19 protein-coding genes and 1 pseudogene are annotated in these 21153 nt (G+C 53.5%); 9 read left to right on the top strand and 11 right to left on the bottom strand.

What is annotated here, in order from left to right:
- The first annotated feature begins 82 nt into the window (after positions 1–82).
- Together selD and topB are read left to right on the top strand one after the other, a co-directional pair.
- On the top strand, positions 83–1126 hold the full coding sequence (selD, locus tag LG381_RS16605; protein WP_010345861.1) for a selenide, water dikinase SelD: 1044 nt from the start codon (positions 83–85) through the stop codon (positions 1124–1126).
- Between the two features lie 4 nt (positions 1127–1130).
- Positions 1131–3086 (top strand): DNA topoisomerase III, encoded by a 1956-nt coding sequence (gene topB, locus LG381_RS16600; protein WP_225762666.1) that lies wholly within the window; start codon positions 1131–1133, stop codon positions 3084–3086.
- Between the two features lie 72 nt (positions 3087–3158).
- Here topB and gdhA read toward each other — a convergent pair whose 3' ends face one another.
- Entirely contained in the window at positions 3159–4502 is a 1344-nt protein-coding gene (gene gdhA, locus LG381_RS16595; protein WP_000373051.1) for an NADP-specific glutamate dehydrogenase, read from the bottom strand.
- Positions 4503–4824: 322 nt separating this feature from the next.
- Here gdhA and LG381_RS16590 point away from each other — a divergent pair, with 322 nt between their 5' ends.
- Positions 4825–5097 carry a YnjH family protein gene (locus LG381_RS16590; RefSeq protein WP_222680514.1) on the top strand — a complete coding sequence of 91 codons (273 nt, stop codon included), beginning with the start codon at positions 4825–4827 and terminating at the stop codon, positions 5095–5097.
- Here the strand turns inward: LG381_RS16590 and nudG are convergent.
- Entirely contained in the window at positions 5057–5470 is a 414-nt protein-coding gene (gene nudG, locus LG381_RS16585) for a CTP pyrophosphohydrolase (protein ID WP_000781860.1), read from the bottom strand. The genes LG381_RS16590 and nudG overlap by 41 nt on opposite strands.
- An 86-nt stretch (positions 5471–5556) precedes the next feature.
- Between nudG and LG381_RS16580 the strand changes: the two genes are divergently transcribed.
- Positions 5557–6177 carry a CDP-alcohol phosphatidyltransferase family protein gene (locus LG381_RS16580; RefSeq protein WP_000886996.1) on the top strand — a complete coding sequence of 207 codons (621 nt, stop codon included), beginning with the start codon at positions 5557–5559 and terminating at the stop codon, positions 6175–6177.
- 8 nt (positions 6178–6185) lie between these two features.
- Here the strand turns inward: LG381_RS16580 and ynjE are convergent, their stop codons facing one another.
- The 9 genes and pseudogenes from ynjE to xthA all read right to left on the bottom strand — a co-directional run bounded on the left by ynjE (position 6186) and on the right by xthA (position 14532).
- Positions 6186–7493, bottom strand: coding sequence for a thiosulfate sulfurtransferase YnjE (gene ynjE / locus LG381_RS16575; protein WP_225762665.1), 1308 nt, complete (start codon positions 7491–7493; stop codon positions 6186–6188).
- A 66-nt stretch (positions 7494–7559) separates the two neighbouring features.
- Positions 7560–8213 (bottom strand): ATP-binding cassette domain-containing protein, encoded by a 654-nt coding sequence (locus tag LG381_RS16570; protein ID WP_222680516.1) that lies wholly within the window; start codon positions 8211–8213, stop codon positions 7560–7562.
- On the bottom strand, positions 8213–9748 hold the full coding sequence (locus tag LG381_RS16565; RefSeq protein ID WP_225762664.1) for a thiamine ABC transporter permease: 1536 nt from the start codon (positions 9746–9748) through the stop codon (positions 8213–8215). Before LG381_RS16565 ends, LG381_RS16570 begins: the two co-directional genes overlap by 1 nt.
- Positions 9721–10887, bottom strand: a complete 1167-nt coding sequence (locus LG381_RS16560) for an ABC transporter substrate-binding protein (protein ID WP_225762992.1) — start codon at positions 10885–10887, stop codon at positions 9721–9723. Before LG381_RS16560 ends, LG381_RS16565 begins: the two co-directional genes overlap by 28 nt.
- 9 nt (positions 10888–10896) lie before the next feature.
- Positions 10897–11445, bottom strand: coding sequence for a carboxymuconolactone decarboxylase family protein (locus LG381_RS16555; RefSeq protein ID WP_000524101.1), 549 nt, complete (start codon positions 11443–11445; stop codon positions 10897–10899).
- Positions 11445–12152 carry a TVP38/TMEM64 family protein gene (locus LG381_RS16550; protein ID WP_225762663.1) on the bottom strand — a complete coding sequence of 236 codons (708 nt, stop codon included), beginning with the start codon at positions 12150–12152 and terminating at the stop codon, positions 11445–11447. The genes LG381_RS16555 and LG381_RS16550 overlap by 1 nt, the downstream gene beginning before the upstream one ends.
- A gap of 14 nt (positions 12153–12166) precedes the next feature.
- A pseudogene (gene ydjY, locus LG381_RS16545) lies at positions 12167–12844 on the bottom strand (lipoprotein YdjY).
- 4 nt (positions 12845–12848) lie between these two features.
- Positions 12849–13559 carry a TVP38/TMEM64 family protein gene (locus LG381_RS16540; RefSeq protein WP_225762662.1) on the bottom strand — a complete coding sequence of 237 codons (711 nt, stop codon included), beginning with the start codon at positions 13557–13559 and terminating at the stop codon, positions 12849–12851.
- A gap of 166 nt (positions 13560–13725) precedes the next feature.
- A complete protein-coding gene (gene xthA / locus LG381_RS16535) occupies positions 13726–14532 on the bottom strand; it encodes an exodeoxyribonuclease III (RefSeq protein WP_000673949.1) in 807 nt (268 codons plus the stop codon).
- Positions 14533–14976: 444 nt separating this feature from the next.
- Here xthA and astC point away from each other — a divergent pair, with 444 nt between their 5' ends.
- From astC to astE, 5 genes are read left to right on the top strand one after another with little or no spacing between them, the layout of a single operon-like run.
- A complete protein-coding gene (gene astC, locus LG381_RS16530) occupies positions 14977–16197 on the top strand; it encodes a succinylornithine/acetylornithine transaminase (protein ID WP_000082024.1) in 1221 nt (406 codons plus the stop codon).
- On the top strand, positions 16194–17228 hold the full coding sequence (gene astA / locus LG381_RS16525) for an arginine N-succinyltransferase (protein WP_222680522.1): 1035 nt from the start codon (positions 16194–16196) through the stop codon (positions 17226–17228). Before astC ends, astA begins: the two co-directional genes overlap by 4 nt.
- Complete coding sequence (astD, locus tag LG381_RS16520) at positions 17225–18703, top strand: succinylglutamate-semialdehyde dehydrogenase (RefSeq protein WP_225762661.1); 1479 nt, start codon at positions 17225–17227, stop codon at positions 18701–18703. Before astA ends, astD begins: the two co-directional genes overlap by 4 nt.
- Positions 18700–20043 (top strand): N-succinylarginine dihydrolase, encoded by a 1344-nt coding sequence (astB, locus tag LG381_RS16515; RefSeq protein ID WP_225762660.1) that lies wholly within the window; start codon positions 18700–18702, stop codon positions 20041–20043. Before astD ends, astB begins: the two co-directional genes overlap by 4 nt.
- Positions 20036–21004 (top strand): succinylglutamate desuccinylase, encoded by a 969-nt coding sequence (astE, locus tag LG381_RS16510; RefSeq protein ID WP_225762659.1) that lies wholly within the window; start codon positions 20036–20038, stop codon positions 21002–21004. The genes astB and astE overlap by 8 nt, the downstream gene beginning before the upstream one ends.
- Positions 21005–21153: the final 149 nt, after the last annotated feature.

The following is a 21153-nucleotide window of genomic DNA, read 5'->3' as shown; positions in this document are numbered from 1 at the left end:
GGCGCAGTAATTCAGACACTCTCACTTATCACTTCACGGAATGAGGGTTACCATACCCGGATTGCATTGACAGGAGATGTCCATGAGCGAGAACTCGATTCGTTTGACCCAATACAGCCACGGAGCCGGTTGCGGCTGTAAAATTTCCCCAAAAGTGCTGGAAACCATCCTGCACAGCGAACAGGCGAAGTTTGTTGATCCGAATTTGCTTGTGGGTAACGAAACCCGCGACGATGCGGCGGTATACGATCTGGGCAATGGCACCAGCGTTATCAGCACCACCGACTTCTTTATGCCGATCGTTGATAATCCTTTCGATTTTGGCCGCATTGCCGCGACTAACGCCATCAGCGATATCTTCGCGATGGGCGGAAAACCGATTATGGCAATTGCGATCCTCGGCTGGCCGATTAACAAACTGTCCCCGGAAATTGCCCGCGAAGTCACCGAAGGTGGTCGCTACGCATGTCGTCAGGCGGGTATTGCGCTGGCTGGCGGTCACTCCATCGACGCGCCGGAACCGATTTTCGGTCTGGCGGTCACGGGGATCGTTCCAACTGAGCGGGTGAAGAAAAACAGTACCGCACAAGCCGGATGTAAACTGTTCCTGACGAAACCGTTGGGGATTGGCGTTCTTACCACTGCGGAGAAAAAATCACTGCTGAAACCGGAACATCAGGGGCTGGCGACGGAAGTGATGTGCCGGATGAACATCGCAGGCGCGTCCTTTGCCAACATCGAAGGCGTAAAAGCGATGACTGACGTGACTGGTTTTGGTCTGCTGGGGCATTTGAGTGAAATGTGTCAGGGCGCAGGCGTACAGGCACGTGTCGACTATGACGCGATCCCGAAACTGCCGGGCGTGGAAGAGTACATTAAGCTGGGTGCAGTACCTGGCGGCACCGAACGCAACTTTGCCAGCTATGGTCATCTGATGGGTGAAATGCCGCGTGAAGTGCGCGATCTGCTGTGCGATCCGCAAACCTCCGGCGGTCTGCTGCTGGCGGTGATGCCAGAGGCTGAAAACGAAGTAAAAGCTACCGCTGCCGAATTTGGTATCGAACTGACGGCGATTGGCGAACTGGTGCCTGCGCGCGCTGGTCGTGCCATGGTTGAGATCCGTTAATTCAATGCGGTTATTTATTGCCGAAAAACCGAGTCTGGCGCGCGCTATTGCTGATGTCCTGCCCAAACCGCACCGTAAAGGCGATGGCTTTATCGAGTGCGGTAACGGTCAGGTGGTGACCTGGTGTATTGGTCACCTGCTTGAGCAGGCGCAGCCAGACGCCTACGACAGTCGCTATGCGCGCTGGAACCTGGCCGATCTCCCCATTGTCCCGGAAAAGTGGCAATTACAGCCACGACCCTCCGTGACCAAACAACTTAACGTCATCAAACGCTTTCTGCATGAAGCCAGCGAAATTATTCATGCCGGAGACCCGGATCGCGAAGGGCAATTGCTGGTGGATGAAGTGCTGGACTACCTGCAACTGGCACCGGAAAAGCGCCAGCAGGTGCAGCGTTGCTTGATAAACGACCTGAACCCGCAGGCGGTTGAACGGGCGATCGATCGTCTTCGTTCCAATAGCGAGTTTGTACCGCTATGCGTTTCTGCGCTGGCGCGAGCGCGTGCCGACTGGCTGTATGGCATCAATATGACCCGCGCGTACACCATTCTCGGTCGCAATGCGGGTTATCAGGGCGTACTTTCCGTTGGACGCGTGCAGACGCCAGTGCTCGGGCTGGTGGTGCGCCGCGACGAAGAAATTGAAAACTTCGTGGCGAAAGATTTCTTTGAGGTCAAAGCGCATATTGTGACGCCTGCCGATGAGCGATTTACCGCTATCTGGCAACCGAGCGAAGCGTGTGAGCCGTACCAGGACGAAGAAGGGCGCTTGCTGCATCGTCCACTGGCGGAGCATGTGGTTAACCGCATCAGCGGTCAACCGGCGATTGTCACCAGTTATAACGATAAACGGGAATCAGAATCCGCGCCGTTGCCGTTTTCACTTTCGGCGTTGCAGATTGAAGCAGCAAAACGCTTTGGTCTGAGTGCGCAGAACGTACTTGATATCTGCCAGAAGCTGTACGAAACGCACAAACTGATCACTTATCCGCGTTCCGATTGTCGTTATTTGCCGGAAGAACATTTTGCCGGATGTCAGGCGGTAATGAATGCCATCAGCGTTCATGCGCCGGGCTTGTTACCGCAGCCGGTGGTTGATCCAGATTTACGCAATCGCTGCTGGGATGACAAAAAGGTCGATGCGCACCACGCCATCATCCCGACCGCGCGGAGTTCTGCCATCAACCTGACGGAGAACGAAGCGAAGGTCTATAACCTGATTGCCCGTCAGTATTTGATGCAGTTCTGTCCGGATGCGGTGTTCCGCAAATGTGTTATCGAACTGGACATTGCCAAAGGCAAATTTGTCGCTAAAGCCCGTTTTCTTGCTGAAGCAGGCTGGCGCACGCTGTTAGGCAGCAAAGAGCGTGATGAAGAAAACGATGGTACACCGCTGCCGGTGGTAGCGAAAGGCGATGAGTTATTGTGTGAAAAAGGTGAAGTGGTAGAGCGGCAAACTCAGCCACCACGTCATTTCACCGATGCAACGCTGCTTTCAGCGATGACCGGGATCGCGCGCTTTGTGCAGGACAAAGATCTGAAAAAAATCCTTCGTGCGACCGATGGACTGGGGACGGAAGCAACTCGTGCCGGGATTATTGAACTGCTGTTCAAGCGTGGTTTCCTGACCAAAAAAGGGCGCTATATCCACTCCACCGACGCCGGTAAAGCGTTATTCCATTCGCTGCCAGAGATGGCAACGCGACCGGACATGACGGCACACTGGGAATCGGTGCTGACGCAAATCAGCGAAAAGCAGTGTCGCTACCAGGACTTTATGCAGCCGCTGGTGGGGACGCTTTACCAATTGATTGATCAGGCAAAACGTACGCCGGTGCGGCAGTTTCGCGGCATAGTGGCACCGGGTAGTGGAGAAGAGAAGAAAAAGGCTTCACCACGCAAGCGAGCGGTGAAAAAAAGCCCGCCATCAGAAGACGCGGGCAGTGGAGCGATAACATAAAGGTCTGATGCAGTAGATTTTTGTAGGCCGGATGAGGCGTCCACGCCGCATCCGGCGCAAACGCCTGATGACTTAAATTACGCCCTGCGCCAGCATCGCATCGGCAACCTTCACAAAGCCTGCAATATTCGCGCCCTGCACGTAGTTGGTTTGCTCACCTTCACCACCATGTTCAACACAGGCATGGTGGATATCCAGCATAATATGGTGCAAACGCGCATCAACTTTCTCGGCTTTCCAGCCCAGACGTGCAGCGTTTTGCGCCATTTCCAGCCCCGATGTCGCGACGCCGCCAGCATTAGCCGCTTTGCCCGGTGCAAACAGTACGCCTGCCTGCTGGAACAGTTCAGTCGCTTCGATGGTAGTTGGCATATTTGCCCCTTCCGCCACCGCTTTAACACCATTAGCGATAAGCTGGTGCGCGGCATCTACATCCAGTTCGTTCTGGGTCGCGCATGGCAGGGCGATATCCACCGGCACAGACCACGGCTGTTGGCCTTCGAGATAGACCAGGCCAAATTCTTTGGCGTAATCTGCCACGCGACCATCGCGGCTGGCTTTGATTTCGATAAGACGCGCCAGTTTCTCTTTCGTGAATCCGCTTTCATCAACCACGGTGCCGCTGGAATCTGATGCGGTAACCACGCGAGCGCCAAATTCCATCGCTTTTTCGATAGCGTACTGGGCGACGTTGCCGGAGCCAGAAACGGAAACGCGCATTCCTTCAAAACCCATACCGTGGCGTTTCAGCATCGCTTCAGTGAAATAAACCAGACCGTAACCGGTCGCTTCCGGGCGAATCAGACTGCCGCCAAAAGATAGCCCCTTGCCGGTGAAGACGCAGGCGGTATTGTTGGAGAGCTTTTTCATCATCCCCGCCATAAAGCCGACTTCACGACCACCAACGCCGATATCGCCCGCCGGAACGTCGGTATCTGCACCCAGATGACGGTACAGTTCGGTCATCAGCGCCTGGCAAAAACGCATCACTTCGCCTTCACTTTTCCCTTTTGGATCAAAATCACTGCCGCCTTTACCACCGCCCATCGGCAGGGTAGTCAGGGCATTTTTAAAGGTTTGTTCGAAGCCGAGGAATTTAAGAATGGAGAGATTTACGGACGGATGGAAACGCATACCGCCTTTATACGGGCCAATGGCGGAGCTGAACTGGACACGCCAGGCACGGTTAACTTGTACCTGATTGCGATCATCAACCCACACCACGCGAAACTGGATCACGCGCTCCGGTTCAACCAGGCGCTCCAGTAACGACATCTGGCGATATTTTGGATTTTGTTCAAGAAAAGGCCAGAGAGTGGTCATTACTTCACGAACGGCTTGCGCGAACTCGGTTTGATTCGGGTCGCGCTTTTGGACATGGTTGAGGAATGACTCCAGAGAATATGTCTGATCCATAGATATAAAACCCTTATATATTAATACGATTGTGCTTATGTTGTTTATGTCATGTGCTTTTGCAGTTTTTGACTATACCATCAAGAATGTGACGGTAAGCAAGAAAAAAATGACACCGGAAAGCAAATTAATAATGTGTGGTAGTTATAAAAGTCACCTAATGTCAGGTGCGTTTTATCAGACCTGAAAAAACGGGCGCATTTTCAAGAGTGGAGCGTAGGCGGATAAGGCGTTCACGCCGCATCCGGCTACCAGATGCTAAAGTTTTTCCGCCTGGTAACCGTTATCAGTACCAGAGGCAACGAAAAATAAGGAGTTTCCTGTGAGTCGAACATTACTCGCCGTAGCGTTGGTATTTCCATTATTTGCGCTGGCTAACCCGCAATACCGTCCGGATGTGGAAGTGAATGTGCCGTCGGAGGTGTTTAGTTCTGGCGGGAAATCGGCGCAGCCCTGTAACCAGTGCTGCGTTTATCAGGATAAAAATTATTCGGAGGGCGCAGTGATTAAAGCGGAGGGGATACTGCTGCAATGCCAGCGGGATGACAAAACCATTAGCACCAATCCGCTGGTCTGGCGGCGCGTAAAGCCATAAACGCATGTAGTAGTGGAATATCAGCAGGAGCCAGCGGATATTGCAATGCTTCCTCTGGCAGACACCAGACCAGCGCCTGATGTTCGTGTGCCTGTAACGTCCCGTGGAAGTCCGGTACGTGCCAGGCATGAAGATGGATAATCCGGCCAGACACTTCCCGCTGATGGCTGGCAACATATTCACCAACCGTTGCGTCAATGCCCAGTTCTTCGCGCAATTCCCGTACCAGCGCCTGTGGCTGACTTTCATCCGCCTCGACTTTGCCACCGGCAAACTCCCATAACCCCGCCTGATCGCTATGGGCGGGGCGTTGTGCGAGTAAAATTTTGCCATCCCTTTCGATAATGGCGGCAACAACTTCAATCATTTTCATAAATTACCCACGGTCGAATACAGGAAAAATGTCATAATATCCGCAGTGTTGCCCGATCAGAAGGGCTTTATATGTAAGGAGTACCTGTGTTAGACCGCCATCTTCATCCGCGAATTAAACCGTTGTTGCATCAGTGTGTGCGGGTTCTTGATAGACCCGGTATAACGCCAGATGGTTTAACGTTAGTGGGGTTTGCCATCGGCGTGCTGGCCTTGCCGTTTCTGGCACTGGGATGGTATCTGGCGGCGCTGATTGCCATTTTGCTCAACAGGTTGCTTGATGGACTGGACGGCGCGCTGGCGAGGCGCAGAGGGTTAACTGACGCAGGCGGTTTTCTTGATATTTCTCTCGATTTTCTCTTTTACGCGCTGGTGCCGTTCGGGTTTATTCTCGCCGCACCGGAACAAAATGCGCTGGCGGGCGGTTGGCTGCTGTTTGCGTTTATTGGCACGGGCAGCAGTTTTCTCGCATTTGCTGCGCTGGCGGCGAAACATCAGATTGATAACCCCGGTTATGCGCACAAATCGTTTTACTATCTGGGCGGGTTGACTGAAGGCAGCGAGACGATTTTGCTGTTTGTTTTAAGTTGTCTCTTTCCGGCGTATTTCCCGTGGTTGGCGTGGGTATTTGGCGCGCTGTGCTGGATGACAACATTTACGCGAGTGTGGAGTGGGTATCTGACGCTGAAGTCGCTTCAGCGTCAGTAATTGCCGTGTTATTTGCTACTGTCCGGGGCGCGTTCACCGGTTGCTACCGGATTTTTCGGATCGCTGCTCCATTCATACCAGCCGCCATCGTAAACGGAGACATTCTTCCAGCCCATCGCGCGCGCATACATAAAGGTTTCTGAGGCGCGCCAGCCGGTGCCGCAATAGAACGAGACTTGTTGATCTGGCCGGATATTCCATTCTTTCCACATTGCCGCGACGTCATCCGCAGTACGCATGGTGCCGTCCGGATTATGGAAATCTTCCATATGCGTTGAGTCGCTGCCTGCATGACCCCAACGAGCACCTGGGATATCTCCTTTTGGCTTGATGTAGTCATAGCCGCTGGTGGTGCCAATAAATTCAGCCCATGAACGAACGCTTACCAGTGAAGCATCCTGACGATGCAGCAGTCCACGTGCCTGCTCCATATCGAGCATCAGTTGCGGTTGCGCCGGGATCTTCACGCCGAAGTCAGGTTCCGGCTTCACTTTCGGTGGCGTACCGCGCTCAACGGGCAGCCCCGCATCGGACCAGGTTTGCCAGCCGCCGTCCAGAAGGCGTACATCTTTCACGCCTGCGTACAGCATAATCTGCGCCACACGTGCTGCTGCGTAAACGTCTCGCCCGTACAGAATGACCGTGGTGTCATGGCGAATGCCGTGTTTTGCCAGCATCGCTTTCAGTTGCTCATCGGAGACTTTGTTCCACAGCGGTTCGCTTTCAACTTCGTTGGTATCGATGTAGTCAGCGCCGGGAATATGGCTGATAAGGTAAAACTTTGGTGCGCCCCAGGCTGCTTCAATGACTTTCCAGTCACCGGTAGGTTTTGCCGTAACCTCTTTACCTTGTTGCAGGTCATGCAGCCATTGCGGGTAAACCAGTTGCTCAAAGTGCGGCAATTTTTGCAGGCGGGAAGGTTCGCTTAGCGCGTCACTCAGGATGGAGATATGCGTAAAGCCTGCTTTTTGCAGTCGCGTTTTGACGGCTTCGACGTCTTTAGTATTACCGTATAACGCCACTGGCGTATCGGTTTTCAGGTTATGCTGCTTGATCCACTCGTTGAGCTGTTCGGCGCTCATTTTGTCGAGCCAGCTAGCAGAAAGGTTTAAGGCGGCAGGTTCATGACCGGAAGGGCCATTTAAAGTTTGTGGCCAGCCGTTATAAAACGCGCTGGGGCGAGTATCTATCGCTTTGCCATTTTGTTGTTGAAGCTGGTCAAGAGTAAGAGGCTTCGCCAGTTCAGCGGCCCACGAAGAAGCGCAAGCCAGCCCTAAAGCCATTGCCAGCGCGGTCATTTGAGAAACACGTTTCATCGAAAATCCCGACATTGTAGTTTTGAGTGCGCCATTCTGAACTGACGCATTGAGAAAAACTTTGCGTTATCGCAGTTTGTTGTAATTTTCTGACCACTGCGCCATATCCAGAACAGAACTATCAGGAGGAACATCCTGGAGATCGTGAGTTACCTGAACGACGGGGATCGCCAGGGCGCGAACTTCGCTGAACACCCACTGGCGAAAATTATCACGCAGAGCCACATCAAGACGGCTGAACGGTTCATCGAGTAATAATGCTTTGGGTTGGGCGAGAAGGGCGCGTAGCAGGGCCACGCGCGCCCGCTGACCACCAGACAGAGTTGCCGGGTCCTGATGGAAAGTATCACCAAGTCCCGCACGCTCAAGCGCATCATTCACGGCATTGCGCCTTGCAACACCTTTTAGTGTCGCCGGTAGCGCCAGCAGCAAATTTTGCCCGACGCTGAACTGGTCAAATAGCAGCGCATCCTGGAAAAGGATACCAATCTGGCGCTGTGCAGTCGGCAGGCTATCGAGGCGTTGCTCATTGAGCCAAAGCTCACCTGTACAAGAAAACTGCCCGGACAGCGCGCCAATCATCCAGGAAAACAGCGTAGATTTCCCACAGCCAGACGGTCCCATTAACGTGACAATGTCACCTTTAGCGACCGTAAAGTTGACGTCCTTTAGCAAGCAGGTTTCTGGCAAACGTAGCGAAACATCTTTCACGCAGAGCATTAGCGGAGTCCTTGTCTGACATAACCTAACCATTTTGCAAGCAGGGCGGTCAGGGCAAAAATAATAAGCGGCAACAGCAGTTGCCATAAAGCCTGGGCGGCGAGAATACCGTTGCTGCCGCCGCTGCTTAACGCCACCGCTTCGGTCGTCAGCGTCGGGAAACGTCCCGCACCGAGCCACTGCGTCGGCATATATTGCGCAATACTCACTGAAAATCCGACAGCGAATGCAATTAGCGCAGGGCGTAGCATAAGAGGACATTTCACGTAAAAGAAGATTTTGGCACGCGACCAGCCTAGCGTCTGCGCAATTAAAATTAACCGTGAGTCAATACGCCGCCAGGCAGGTTGCAGGATAAACAGCATCCACGGCATTACCCACAGCAGATGCCCCCAGACCACCGCAATCCAGCTACCATCCAGATTCAACCATAATGCCAGCGTGTACTGGCCTGCCACTAATGGCAGTGCCGGTAATAAAATGGGCATCCATAGCCATAACTGGCGATGCGTTACCCCCCATTCCAGCCACAGCAGTAACAGGATCAAAGAGATGAATGTCGCGACCAGAGCCATAGTCAGGCTATTGATGAGCGCCTCGTGATTGATCGTCGACTGATCCGCGAGGATCGCCAGCAGAACCACACAGAGCACACCGGTTAATGGTAAAAACCTCGCCAGCGTATAGCCGGGCAGTAAAGGCGCAGCCGGCTTGCGAACGCCATCTTCACGGGGAATGGTGTGCCGCCAGGCGCTCCATAACAGATAGCCCAGCAAAACACAGGCGACGAGTAACGCCATCAGTAGCAGGCTGGCAAGTGCGCCTTTCATTTGTTGATCGGTGTCGCCCTGGGTTAACCACTGCCAGCTTATTACCGCCAGCGTCGGTGGATTACCTGGCCCGAGGATAATTGCCACATCCACGACCGACAGCGTCCATGCGACAATCGCCAGCATCGCCATTGCCAGAGCAGGAGCGACGGAGGGCAACAGCAGCCAGTTCAGGCATTGCCAGCGGCTGTAGCCCAGTGAATCCATCACTATAACCTGCTGTAGCAGCCGTTTTTCACTTAGCGCGGCTGACAAGATCCATAGCAGAAATGCGCTTTCTTTCACCGCCAGAGTGAAACCCAGCCCAATACTCAATTTGTCCATTGGTGGAGTGAAATACGGGAAATAGTCGTAAAGCAGGCCGCCGTCAGCAAAGAGCAGAAGGGCGCTGGTGGCAAAAGCCACGTGGGGAATGGCGAGCAGCCACGGCAGACGGGCGCACATACGCAGCCATTTTGCGCCAGGCCACAGCGCCACAATCACCAGCAGGGCAATCAACAGCGCCCCGACCGCCGCGATAGTCGTCGAAACCAGCGTCGCCAGTAATGCCTGCGGTAACTGCGGGTCGGCAAATAACGCCTGCCAGTGCGTCAGCGACAAGGCTGGCGCTATCAGCGTGAAAGCAGCCGGGATCAGCGGTGCATAAATCACCGCCACCATCGCCCACAGCAGAAAGATTAATGCGTACCGTAACGGCGTAGCCATTCTTGTTCCAGCGCATTTACCCAACCCGCGTGCGGTTCAGCCAGTACCGGTGGCAGCTCCTGCGGCATTCTTGATTGCAATGTTTCACGCTGCGTGTCAGGCAGTTTTTGTGGATCGAGAACCGAAGGATCGCCCCAGACAGCAGGATCTGCTTTACGCAGTTGCGCATCGGGTGAGAGCAGGAAGTTGGCGACAACTTTCGCCGCAGCACTGGCATTCGCGTTGGCAGGAATGGTGACGAAATGCACGTTGCCAATCATCCCCTCGCTAAAGCCGAAGCTGTAACTGCTTGCTGGCAAATCGTCGCTGGCTATTTTTTGTTTGGCATGAGCGGGGTTAAAGGTTAGCGACAGGCGCAATGTACCGGCTTTTAGCAGTGCATCCATCCGCGCGGGCGAAGGCGGGAAATCCTTTCCTTCGCGCCACAAATACGGATGCAGCGCATCAAGATATTGCCACAAGGGAGCAGTGACACGGGCGAAAGTCGCATCGTCCGGCGCTTCTTTTAATGCGGCGGGATCGGGCGTCAGCATAATCAGCAACTGTTCCAGAAACGCCGTGCCTGTGAAGTCTGGTGGGCGCGGATAAGTAACCGTGCCGGGATTGGCTTTGGCAAACTCCAGCAATGCTTGCGGCGTTTGTGGTGGCTGTGGCGTAACATCGCGGCGGGCGATAAACGTCAGTTGTGCGCCACCCCACGGAGATTCTGCACCTTCGACAGGTACAGAAAAATCTTCCCGTACCGGCAGTTGCGTATCGACGTAATGCCAGTTGGGTAGAGTCTCCGCCCAGCCCGTTTGTAATAAATTGGCCTCTTTTAAGGTGCGGAAGTTTTCGCCGTTCACCCAGAGCAGATCCACCGAACCGCCTGTTTTGCGCCCGGCTGCGGCTTCGGTCTGAATGCGTTTTACTGCATCTGCGGCATCCGCCAGACGGACAATCTTCAGGTTTATAGCGTAATGGGTTTTCATCTCGCCGCTAACCCAGTCGAGATAGCGGTTAATTGCGGTATCGCCGCCCCAGGCGTTAAACCAGACGGTTTGCCCTTTGGCGTCGTTTTTGATTTCCTGCCAGTCACTGGCATGTGTTGCCAAAGAAAACAGCGATAACAATCCCAGCAACCACACACAATGGCGCATCATCTCTCCTTAAGAACGTTTTTCAGGAATACGGCACAGCCCCTGAGCGGGAATGTCCATGGCAGAGTTAAAACGGGCTGACATATTTTGCAGGCCGATCAATGCTGTCAGCTCGGTGAGCGCCTGAGCGTCAAAATGGGCAGCCAGTCGGGTACGCAGGGCATCATCGACCGTTGGCGGTGTAACGCTCGCGGCTTCGGCGTATTCCAGCGCCAGCCGCTCCTCATCGCTGAACAGCGGGCTTTGCCGCCAGTCAGCCACCGCCAGCAGTTTGTCAGTGCTGCCGGTACGCTCCGCGACTTTCATACTGGTGATATCTACGCAAAATTCACACAGACACATTTGTGCAATGCGTGCGCTGACAAGCGATCGCACCACCGGATCGAGCGGTGAGCGTTTGCGCTCCAGCCAGCCGACAAACATCGACACCAGATAAAAGATAAACGGAATTCGCCCCCACCAGCGAATAGGACTTAGCACCTCGCCATAATGGCGACGATGCAGCCACGCCTGCGGACGTAAAATCAAAGGAATTTTGCTAAGCGGCGGTAACCCCATCAGGCATTCCTCTTCTGGCGTTCAAGCCATATTTTTTTCGCCATAAATATCACCACGGTCAGGGCAAACAGAATAAACAGCCCGGTGACAAACCAGAATGTGCCTCCCGTTAACATGCTGCCCGCCCAGGAATAGACGATGGTTGCGGGTAGCTGACCAAGCCCGGTGGCGATAAAAAACGAGCGAAAACGTATTGAAGTCAATCCGGCAGCATAGCTGATAGGATCGAAAGGGACAAAAGGCAATAACCGACATACCAGGATGGTGTGTTTGCCGTAGCGAGTAAAAAAGCCGTCCATGCTGTTAAGCACGGTTTTGCCGGTTAACTTTTCCACCACTTCGCGGCCCATCACTCTGGCGATAAAAAAGCACAGCGCCGCGCCCGCCATCGAACTGGTCCAAGACAGCAAGCCGCCCCAGAATGCGCCAAACAGCGACGCATTGGCAAAGGTTATCAAAAACGCAGGCAGCGGCGCGGCAATGGCCTGTAAGATCATCAAGAAGAACGAGACCACAGCCGCTTGTGTGCCGTAAGACTGAATAAAGCGTTCTATACCCTGTTGATCGACGGCGGCAAACGCCGCAACGCTGCGATTGATAAACTCATGGACGCCAGGAAGCAGCGCCCATGCCAGCAGCGAAGCGATCAACAGGATGACGATGGTGGCACGGTAGTACCAGATTTTACGCGATTGCATTTTCATCATCCTTTATCCTGGTTTTATTCGGCGATTTTAAAGGTAACCGTTGCCAGCGTGTTATCTGCCGGGAGAACCGACGCATTACCTTTGAATTGCACTTCACCGCGTTTTTCCACTGCCCCATAAGTGTATGTCGCATTGCTGACGATACCGACCGGACAGCTATCGAGACACACAAGGCAGCCAGTTTTCTTCTCTTCTGCCGCTGCTAAATTACCGCCAAAGCGCATGTCCAGTTTCTTGCCATTGCTATCGACAATCACCTCATCGAAGGAATACGCTTTTGCCGCCCCTTGCCAGTTGACCGAAATATCCAGTTTGCTGCCCGCCACATGGGTCGTTTCTTTATTATCCATCGTCATGTTTTCGCCCGGCGTGCCACCGGCCTGTTTCAGGGCTTCATAAAATGCTTTCGGGGTCGCATAACCCATAAACAGCGATTTATGTCCGTTGGAGCCATCTTTAAACACAATGCCGTGGCGGGTATCGTCTGTCAGAAAACGGCCATTAATTTGCACTCACATGGTGACCGTATGGTTATTGGCATCGACACGCAGTGGCTGGCTGGCGGAAAGCCCGTCGTATTCCACTTTTGCTCCGGTGTTCTCTTTTTGATCGCAGCCACTAAGCCCTGCGGCTGCCAGTAAACACAGTGCAGCCAGTCCTTTTTTCCATGACGCTGAATAATGTTGCAACATCGTTCTATCCTTCATTTTTGGGGTGAGTTAGTGGGCTGCGGAGCGAAGCAGACAGATCCACGTGTTTGTGTCGGGCGTAGAGTCTGGCGAGCTGGACGAGAATAAACAGCGCCAGTCCTGCCAGACAGAGTTTTAAAATAAAGCGCAGCGTAATGCCTTCACTGGCGAGATCGCTTGCCATTACGGTATAAATTACTATTCCGGGCAGAGTAGTTAATGCCGAAATAAGGGTATAAGGCCAGAAGGAGATGGCGGTTAATCCATAAGCATAATTTTGAATATTGTAAGGAAATAGCGGGATTAAGCGGGTCAAAATAAGAAAATCGATACCGTTACGCGTAATACCTTTTTCTATGGCCTGGAAAGTGTGGCTATGACCAACGTATTTCAGCAGTAAATCACGCCCCAGCCAGCGCGCCAACAGGAAGGAGCATGATGAGGCCAGCGTGGCGGCAATTAGTGAAAGAAACGTCCCTAAGAGCGGGCCAAAGACTATTCCACCGGCGATCACCAGTATGCTACCCGGCAACAGAAAGAGGGTGGCGATGATGAATAACAGAATATAGAGGCTATAACCGAAAAACCCGCTCTGGCGAATGAGTGTCTGCAAGTGGGGTAAATCGGTGAGCAGATCGAATAAACCGAAAGTGTGGATAGCGTAAATGACCAGCGCAAAAATAAGGCAGGCAAAAAGAAATTTACGCTCAGCGTTCATCGTGGAGTTTCCTATATCAAACTTGATAATAGAGAAGTGGTCAGACAACTAAAAACGCAGTGACGGTATAACAAAGGACGGCAGGCAACAAATCATTACTGACAGTTTGTTGATTTTTCTCAAGGTTAATTCTCCTGACCCAGAGCGAGTCAGGAGAACAGAGAAATTAGCGGCGGAAGGTCGCCCACACCGGGGCGTGATCTGACGGTTTTTCCATGCTGCGGATTTCATAGTCGATGCCGGTTTCTACGCAGCATTCCGCCAACGGCTGGCTGGCGAGCAGCAGGTCAATGCGCAGACCACGGTTATCATCAAAACCTTTTGAGCGGTAATCAAACCATGAGAAGCGATCTGCCGTTTCCGGGTTCGCATGGCGGAAAGTATCCACCAGACCCCAGTTAATCAGTCTCTCCATCCATTCGCGTTCTTCCGGCAGGAAAGAGCATTTACCGGTACGCAGCCAGCGTTTGCGGTTCTCTTCACCAATGCCGATATCGAGGTCGGTGGGGCTGATATTCATATCGCCCATAATCAGCACCGGATTGTCACGCTTGAGTTCGGTTTCCAGGTAGTTTTGCAGGTTCTGATAGAACTGCGCTTTCGCCGGGAATTTAATCGGATGGTCACGGCTTTCGCCCTGCGGGAAGTAACCGTTGATTACGGTGACATTACCCAGCGGCGAGGGAATTTCCGCCATAATAATTCGTCGTTGAGCCTCTTCGCCGTCGCCGGGGAAGCCGCGACGCACAGTAATCGGCGTCTCTTTGGTCAGCAGCGCCACGCCATAATGGCCTTTCTGCCCGTGGTAAAAGACGTTGTAGCCAAGCTTTGCCACTTGTTCGAGCGGAAACATATCATCATGAACTTTTGTCTCCTGCAGACCAATAACATCCGGTTGGTGCTTTTCGACGATGGCTTCAAGCTGGTGTGGTCTGGCGCGCAGACCGTTGATATTAAAAGAGACAAATTTCATAGTCGCTGCCATTTATTCAGATAAAGAGTGCGTGGATGTTAGCAGAAATTCGCCGCGCTTACTGCCTGTTGTTAAGTGATTTGATCGATGGTTGTTAATGATGCCAACGATGGCGCAAAAAATGCCCGTTTTTGGTGCGGCTGCGTCAGAATGGCGCAGTAATTTCCAGTAAATTTCGTCAACGATCACAATTCCAGAATTATATTTTACTTCTGCATAACATTTCGTTTTTTATTCTTTTTATTAATCAGTATCGCAAACGTATTCACTTTATATGCACTTCAGGTGCATATCGCTGGGTTGTAACGCCTTGATTTCCAGTTAACTGCCGCCGTTTATGCACTTTTACCACTGGCTGGCACGAACCCTGCAATCTACATTTACAGCGTAATCGTCACTTATTATTAACATATAAATAACTATTTATTTACTGTAGGGGTCGCTATGTCTCAGCCAATTACGCGTGAAAATTTTGATGAATGGATGATACCTGTTTACGCTCCGGCACCGTTTATTCCGGTACGTGGCGAAGGTTCGCGCTTGTGGGATCAGCAGGGGAAAGAGTATATCGACTTCGCGGGTGGCATTGCAGTGAACGCACTGGGTCATGCGCATCCGGAACTGCGGGAGACGCTGAACGAGCAGGCGAGTAAGTTCTGGCATACCGGTAATGGTTACACCAACGAGCCGGTATTACGGCTGGCGAAAAAGCTCATTGACGCGACGTTTGCCGATCGCGTGTTCTTTTGTAACTCCGGCGCGGAGGCTAACGAAGCGGCGCTGAAGCTGGCGCGCAAATACGCTCACGACCGCTACGGTAGCCATAAGAGCGGCATCGTGGCGTTTAAAAATGCTTTCCACGGGCGCACGCTGTTTACCGTTAGTGCGGGCGGGCAGCCAGCCTATTCACAGGATTTCGCGCCACTGCCGCCGGATATCCGCCACGCCGCGTATAACGATATTAATTCTGCCAGTGCGCTGATTGACGACTCCACCTGCGCGGTGATCGTCGAGCCAGTACAGGGCGAAGGCGGCGTGGTGCCAGCCAGCAAGGCATTTTTGCAGGGATTGCGTGAGTTATGCGATCGCCACAATGCATTGCTGATTTTCGATGAGGTACAAACCGGCGTCGGGCGCACCGGTGAACTGTATGCCTATATGCACTACGGGGTGACGCCCGATCTGCTGACCACCGCTAAAGCCCTGGGCGGCGGTTTCCCGATTGGTGCGCTGCTGGCAACCGAAGAGTGCGGCCGGGTGATGACCGTTGGCACTCACGGCACCACTTATGGTGGTAATCCGCTGGCCTCGGCGGTGGCGGGTAAAGTGCTTGATCTCATCAACACGCCAGAGATGCTTACTGGTGTCAAACGGCGTCACGACTGGTTTGTTGAGCGTCTTAATACCATTAATCATCGCTGCGGTTTGTTCAGTGAAATTCGCGGATTAGGTCTGTTGATTGGCTGTGTGCTGAATGCGGATTACGCCGGACAAGCGAAACTGATCTCTCAGGAGGCGGCGAAAGCAGGCGTGATGGTGCTGATTGCGGGTGGCAACGTGGTGCGTTTTGCACCGGCGCTCAACGTCAGCGAAGAAGAAGTGACAACCGGCCTGGATCGCTTTGCCGCTACTTGCGAACACTTTGTTAGCCGGGGTTCATCATGATGGTCATCCGTCCCGTTGAGCGTACCGATGTCGCAGCCTTAATGCAGCTTGCAGGTAAAACGGGCGGTGGCCTGACGTCGCTCCCTGCCAATGAAGCCACGCTTTCGGCGCGTATCGACAGATCCATTAAAACCTGGCAGGGCGAATTACCCGAAAGCGAGCAAGGTTATGTGTTCGTGCTGGAAGAGAGCGAGACAGGCACCGTGGCGGGTATTTGTGCCATTGAGGTGGCTGTCGGGCTGAACGATCCCTGGTACAACTATCGCGTCGGTACGCTGGTTCACGCTTCGAAAGAGTTGAATGTCTATAACGCGCTACCGACGCTGTTTCTCAGTAATGATCACACCGGAAGCAGTGAGTTATGCACGCTGTTTCTCGACCCGGAGTGGCGCAAAGAGGGCAATGGCTATTTGCTGTCGAAATCGCGCTTTATGTTTATGGCGGCTTTTCGTGACAAGTTTAACGACAAAGTGGTCGCCGAAATGCGCGGCGTGATTGACGAACACGGCTATTCGCCGTTCTGGCAAAGCCTCGGTAAACGCTTCTTTTCGATGGATTTTAGCCGCGCTGATTTTCTCTGCGGTACTGGTCAAAAGGCGTTTATCGCTGAACTGATGCCAAAACATCCGATCTATACGGACTTTTTATCCCAGGAAGCGCAGGACGTTATCGGCCAGGTGCATCCGCAAACAGCTCCCGCGCGTGCGGTGCTGGAAAAAGAAGGTTTTCGCTACCGTAACTATATCGACATCTTCGACGGTGGACCGACGCTGGAGTGTGACATCGACCGCGTTCGCGCCATCCGCAAAAGTCGGCTGGTGGAAGTAGCGGAAGGGCAGCCAGCGCAGGGGGATTTCCCGGCCTGTCTGGTCGCCAATGAAAATTATCACCATTTCCGCGTGGTACTGGTGCGTGCCGATCCGGCAACCCAGCGTTTGATTTTAACCGCCGCACAACTGGACGTTCTCAAGTGCCACGCCGGGGATCGCGTTCGTCTGGTGCGCCTGTGCGCAGAGGAGAAAACAACATGACTTTATGGATCAACGGCGACTGGGTGACGGGGCAGGGCGAACTTCGCGTGAAGCGTAATCCAGTATCGGGCGACGTATTATGGCAAGGCAATGATGCCGATGCCGCTCAGGTGGAGCTGGCTTGTCGTGCTGCACGCGCCGCGTTTCCGCGTTGGGCGCGGCTCTCCTTTGGCGATCGTCAGGTAAGAGTTGAACGCTTTGCCGGACTGCTGGAAAGCAATAAAGCCGAATTAACGGCGATTATTGCCAGAGAAACGGGTAAGCCGCGCTGGGAAGCGGCAACCGAAGTGACGGCGATGATCAATAAAATCGCGATATCAATCAAGGCATATCATGTGCGCACGGGCGAGCAGCGCAGCGAAATGCCAGACGGTGCGGCGAGTTTGCGCCATCGCCCGCACGGCGTACTGGCCGTGTTTGGACCGTACAATTTCCCAGGGCATTTGCCGAACGGGCATATCGTTCCGGCGCTGCTGGCAGGCAACACAATTATCTTTAAACCCAGCGAACTGACACCGTGGAGCGGCGAGGTGGTAATGCGCTTATGGCAGCAGGCAGGCTTGCCGTCGGGGGTGTTGAATCTGGTGCAGGGTGGGCGCGAAACGGGTCAGGCGCTGAGTGCGCTGGAAGACCTCGACGGTTTGCTGTTCACCGGCAGCGCCAACACGGGCTACCAGTTGCATCGCCAGCTTTCTGGTCAGCCGGAAAAAATCCTCGCCCTTGAAATGGGCGGCAATAACCCGCTGATTATTGATGACGTGGCGGATATCGACGCCGCAGTGCATCTGACTATTCAGTCAGCATTTGTCACTGCGGGGCAACGCTGTACCTGCGCCCGCCGTTTAATGCTGAAAAGCGGGGCTCAGGGCGATGCGCTCCTTGCTCGCCTGGTTGCCGTCAGCCAGCGGTTAACGCCGGGTAACTGGGATGACGAACCACAGCCATTTATTGGCGGGCTGATTTCTGAACAGGCCGCGCAGCAGGTTGTTACTGCCTGGCAGGAACTGGAAGCGATGGGGGGCCGAACGCTGCTTGCGCCACGCTTACTGCGCGCAGGAACATCGTTACTGACGCCAGGGATCATCGAAATGACGGGCGTTGCCGGCGTGCCGGATGAAGAAGTGTTCGGGCCGCTATTGCGCGTCTGGCGTTATGACACCTTTGATGAGGCGATTAAGATGGCGAATAACACTCGCTTTGGCCTCTCTTGCGGGCTGGTGTCATCGGAGCGGGAAAAGTTCGATAGACTGTTACTGGAAGCGCGGGCGGGGATTGTCAACTGGAACAAACCGCTTACCGGTGCAGCCAGTACTGCACCCTTCGGCGGTGTTGGCGCTTCCGGCAACCACCGACCAAGTGCCTGGTACGCCGCTGATTATTGTGCCTGGCCGATGGCAAGTCTTGAATCATCTTCATTAACGCTGCCCACTACGCTTAATCCCGGGCTTGATTTTTCCGATGAGGTAGCGCCATGAACGCCCGGGAAGTGAATTTCGACGGGCTGGTGGGGCTGACGCATCATTACGCTGGCCTGTCGTTTGGTAATGAAGCCTCTACCAGTCACCGTTTTCAGGTGTCTAACCCGCGACTGGCGGCGAAACAGGGCTTACTGAAAATGAAAACCCTTGCTGATGCGGGATTCCCCCAGGCGGTGATCCCTCCGCACGAGCGACCGTTTATCCCGGTTTTGCGTCAACTGGGATTTAGCGGCAGCGATGAACACGTTCTGGAAAAGGTTGCCCGTCAGGCTCCGCACTGGCTTTCCAGCGTCAGTTCCGCTTCGCCAATGTGGGTAGCGAATGCGGCAACGATCGCGCCATCTGCCGATACGCTGGATGGCAAAGTGCATCTCACCGTTGCCAACCTGAACAATAAATTTCACCGTTCGCTGGAAGCGCCCGTCACCGAGTCGCTGTTAAAAGCGATTTTTAACGATGAAGAGAAGTTCACTGTTCATTCTGCTCTGCCGCAGGTGGCGATGCTGGGGGATGAGGGGGCGGCAAACCACAATCGGCTCGGTGGTAACTATGGTGATCCGGGTATACAGGTTTTCGTCTATGGCCGAGAAGAGGGCAATGGCACGCGACCTTCCCGTTATCCGGCGCGGCAAACCCGCGAAGCCAGTGAGGCGGTCGCCAGGTTGAATCAGGTGAATCCACAGCAGGTGGTTTTCGCCCAGCAAAACCCGGACGTTATCGACCAGGGCGTTTTTCATAATGATGTGATTGCGGTGAGCAACCGCCAGGTGCTGTTTTGCCATCAGCAGGCGTTCGCCCGCCAGGCGCAATTACTGGCAAACCTGCGCGCGCGGGTGAACGGTTTTATGGCGATAGAAGTTCCGGCGGCACAGGTTTCCGTAGCGGATGCTGTCTCGACTTATCTGTTTAACAGCCAGTTACTGAGCCGTGATGATGGTTCGATGGTGTTGGTGCTGCCACAGGAGTGTCGGGAACATGCTGGAGTATGGCGTTATCTCAATGAATTGCTTGCTGCCGATAACCCGATAAGCGAGCTGAAAGTTTTTGATTTACGCGAAAGCATGGCAAACGGCGGAGGCCCGGCGTGCCTACGGTTACGTGTGGTGCTGACGGCAGAAGAATATCAGACGGTAAACCCGGCTGTGATGATGAACGATACCTTGTTTAATACGCTCAATGACTGGGTGGATCGCTACTATCGCGATCGTCTTACTGCCGCCGATCTTTCCGACCCGCAATTGCTGCGTGAAGGAAGGGAAGCCCTGGATTCGCTGACCCGTTTACTGAATCTCGGTTCGGTTTATCCGTTTCAGCGTGAGGGAGGGAGCAATGGATAATTTTCTTGCCCTGACCTTAACGGGCAAAAAACCAGCCATGAGTGAGAGGGAAAGCAACGGTATTCGCTGGCGCTGGCTGGGTGATGGTGTGCTGGAACTGACGCCGTTAACGCCACCGCAAGGTGCGCTGGTGATTTCTGCGGGAATACACGGTAATGAAACCGCGCCGGTAGAAATGCTTGATGCTTTGCTTGGCGCGATTCTCCACGGCGAGATCCCTCTACGCTGGCGGTTACTGGCGATCCTTGGAAATCCCCCGGCGCTGAAGCAAGGAACACGTTATTGCCATAGTGATATGAATCGCATGTTTGGCGGACGCTGGCAGCGATTTGCCGAAAGCGGCGAAACGTGCCGTGCGCGCGAGCTGGAACAGTGTCTGGAAGATTTTTATGAACAGGGTAAAGAGTCTGTCCGCTGGCATCTTGATCTGCATACCGCGATTCGTGGTTCGTATCACCCACGGTTTGGTGTTTTACCGCAACGTAATATTCCCTGGGACGAAAACTTTCTGACATGGCTGGGTGCGGCAGGGCTGGAGGCATTGGTGTTTCACCAGGCGCCGGGGGGCACGTTTACCCATTTTAGTGCCGAACATTTCGGTGCACTGGCGTGTACGCTGGAACTTGGTAAAGCATTGCCATTTGGCAAAAACGATCTTCGCCAGTTTTCACCCACCGCCAGCGCGATTGCTGCGCTGTTATCTGGCGTGAGTGTCGGTACTGAGAGAAAGTCGCCGCTACGCTATCGGGTCGTTTCGAAAATTCCCCGCCACTCATCATCCTTCGAACTGCATATGGCAAGCGAGACGCTGAACTTCACTCCGTTTAAGAAAGGAACGTTGTTGGCGCAGGATGGTGAGGAACACTTTACTGTGACTCATGATGTTGAGTATGTGTTATTCCCTAATCCATTGGTGGCGACGGGATTACGTGCGGGATTAATGCTGGAAAAAATAACCTAATACTTGCCCGCAGAAATCATTCTGCGGGTATTTACTGGCTTTTTAATGAAATAATGCGGATTAATCCTGGTTATTTGCTTTATTTATCACCAGTCATCAGGTATAGTTCTTCATAATTTCTGCAAAATCAGTGTGTTGTAATATTTCAT

It is taken from the genome of Escherichia sp. Marseille-Q3837, assembly GCF_916618735.1.
Classification (GTDB): domain Bacteria; phylum Pseudomonadota; class Gammaproteobacteria; order Enterobacterales; family Enterobacteriaceae; genus Escherichia; species Escherichia ruysiae.
This window is presented reverse-complemented; position numbering and strand designations above follow the sequence as displayed.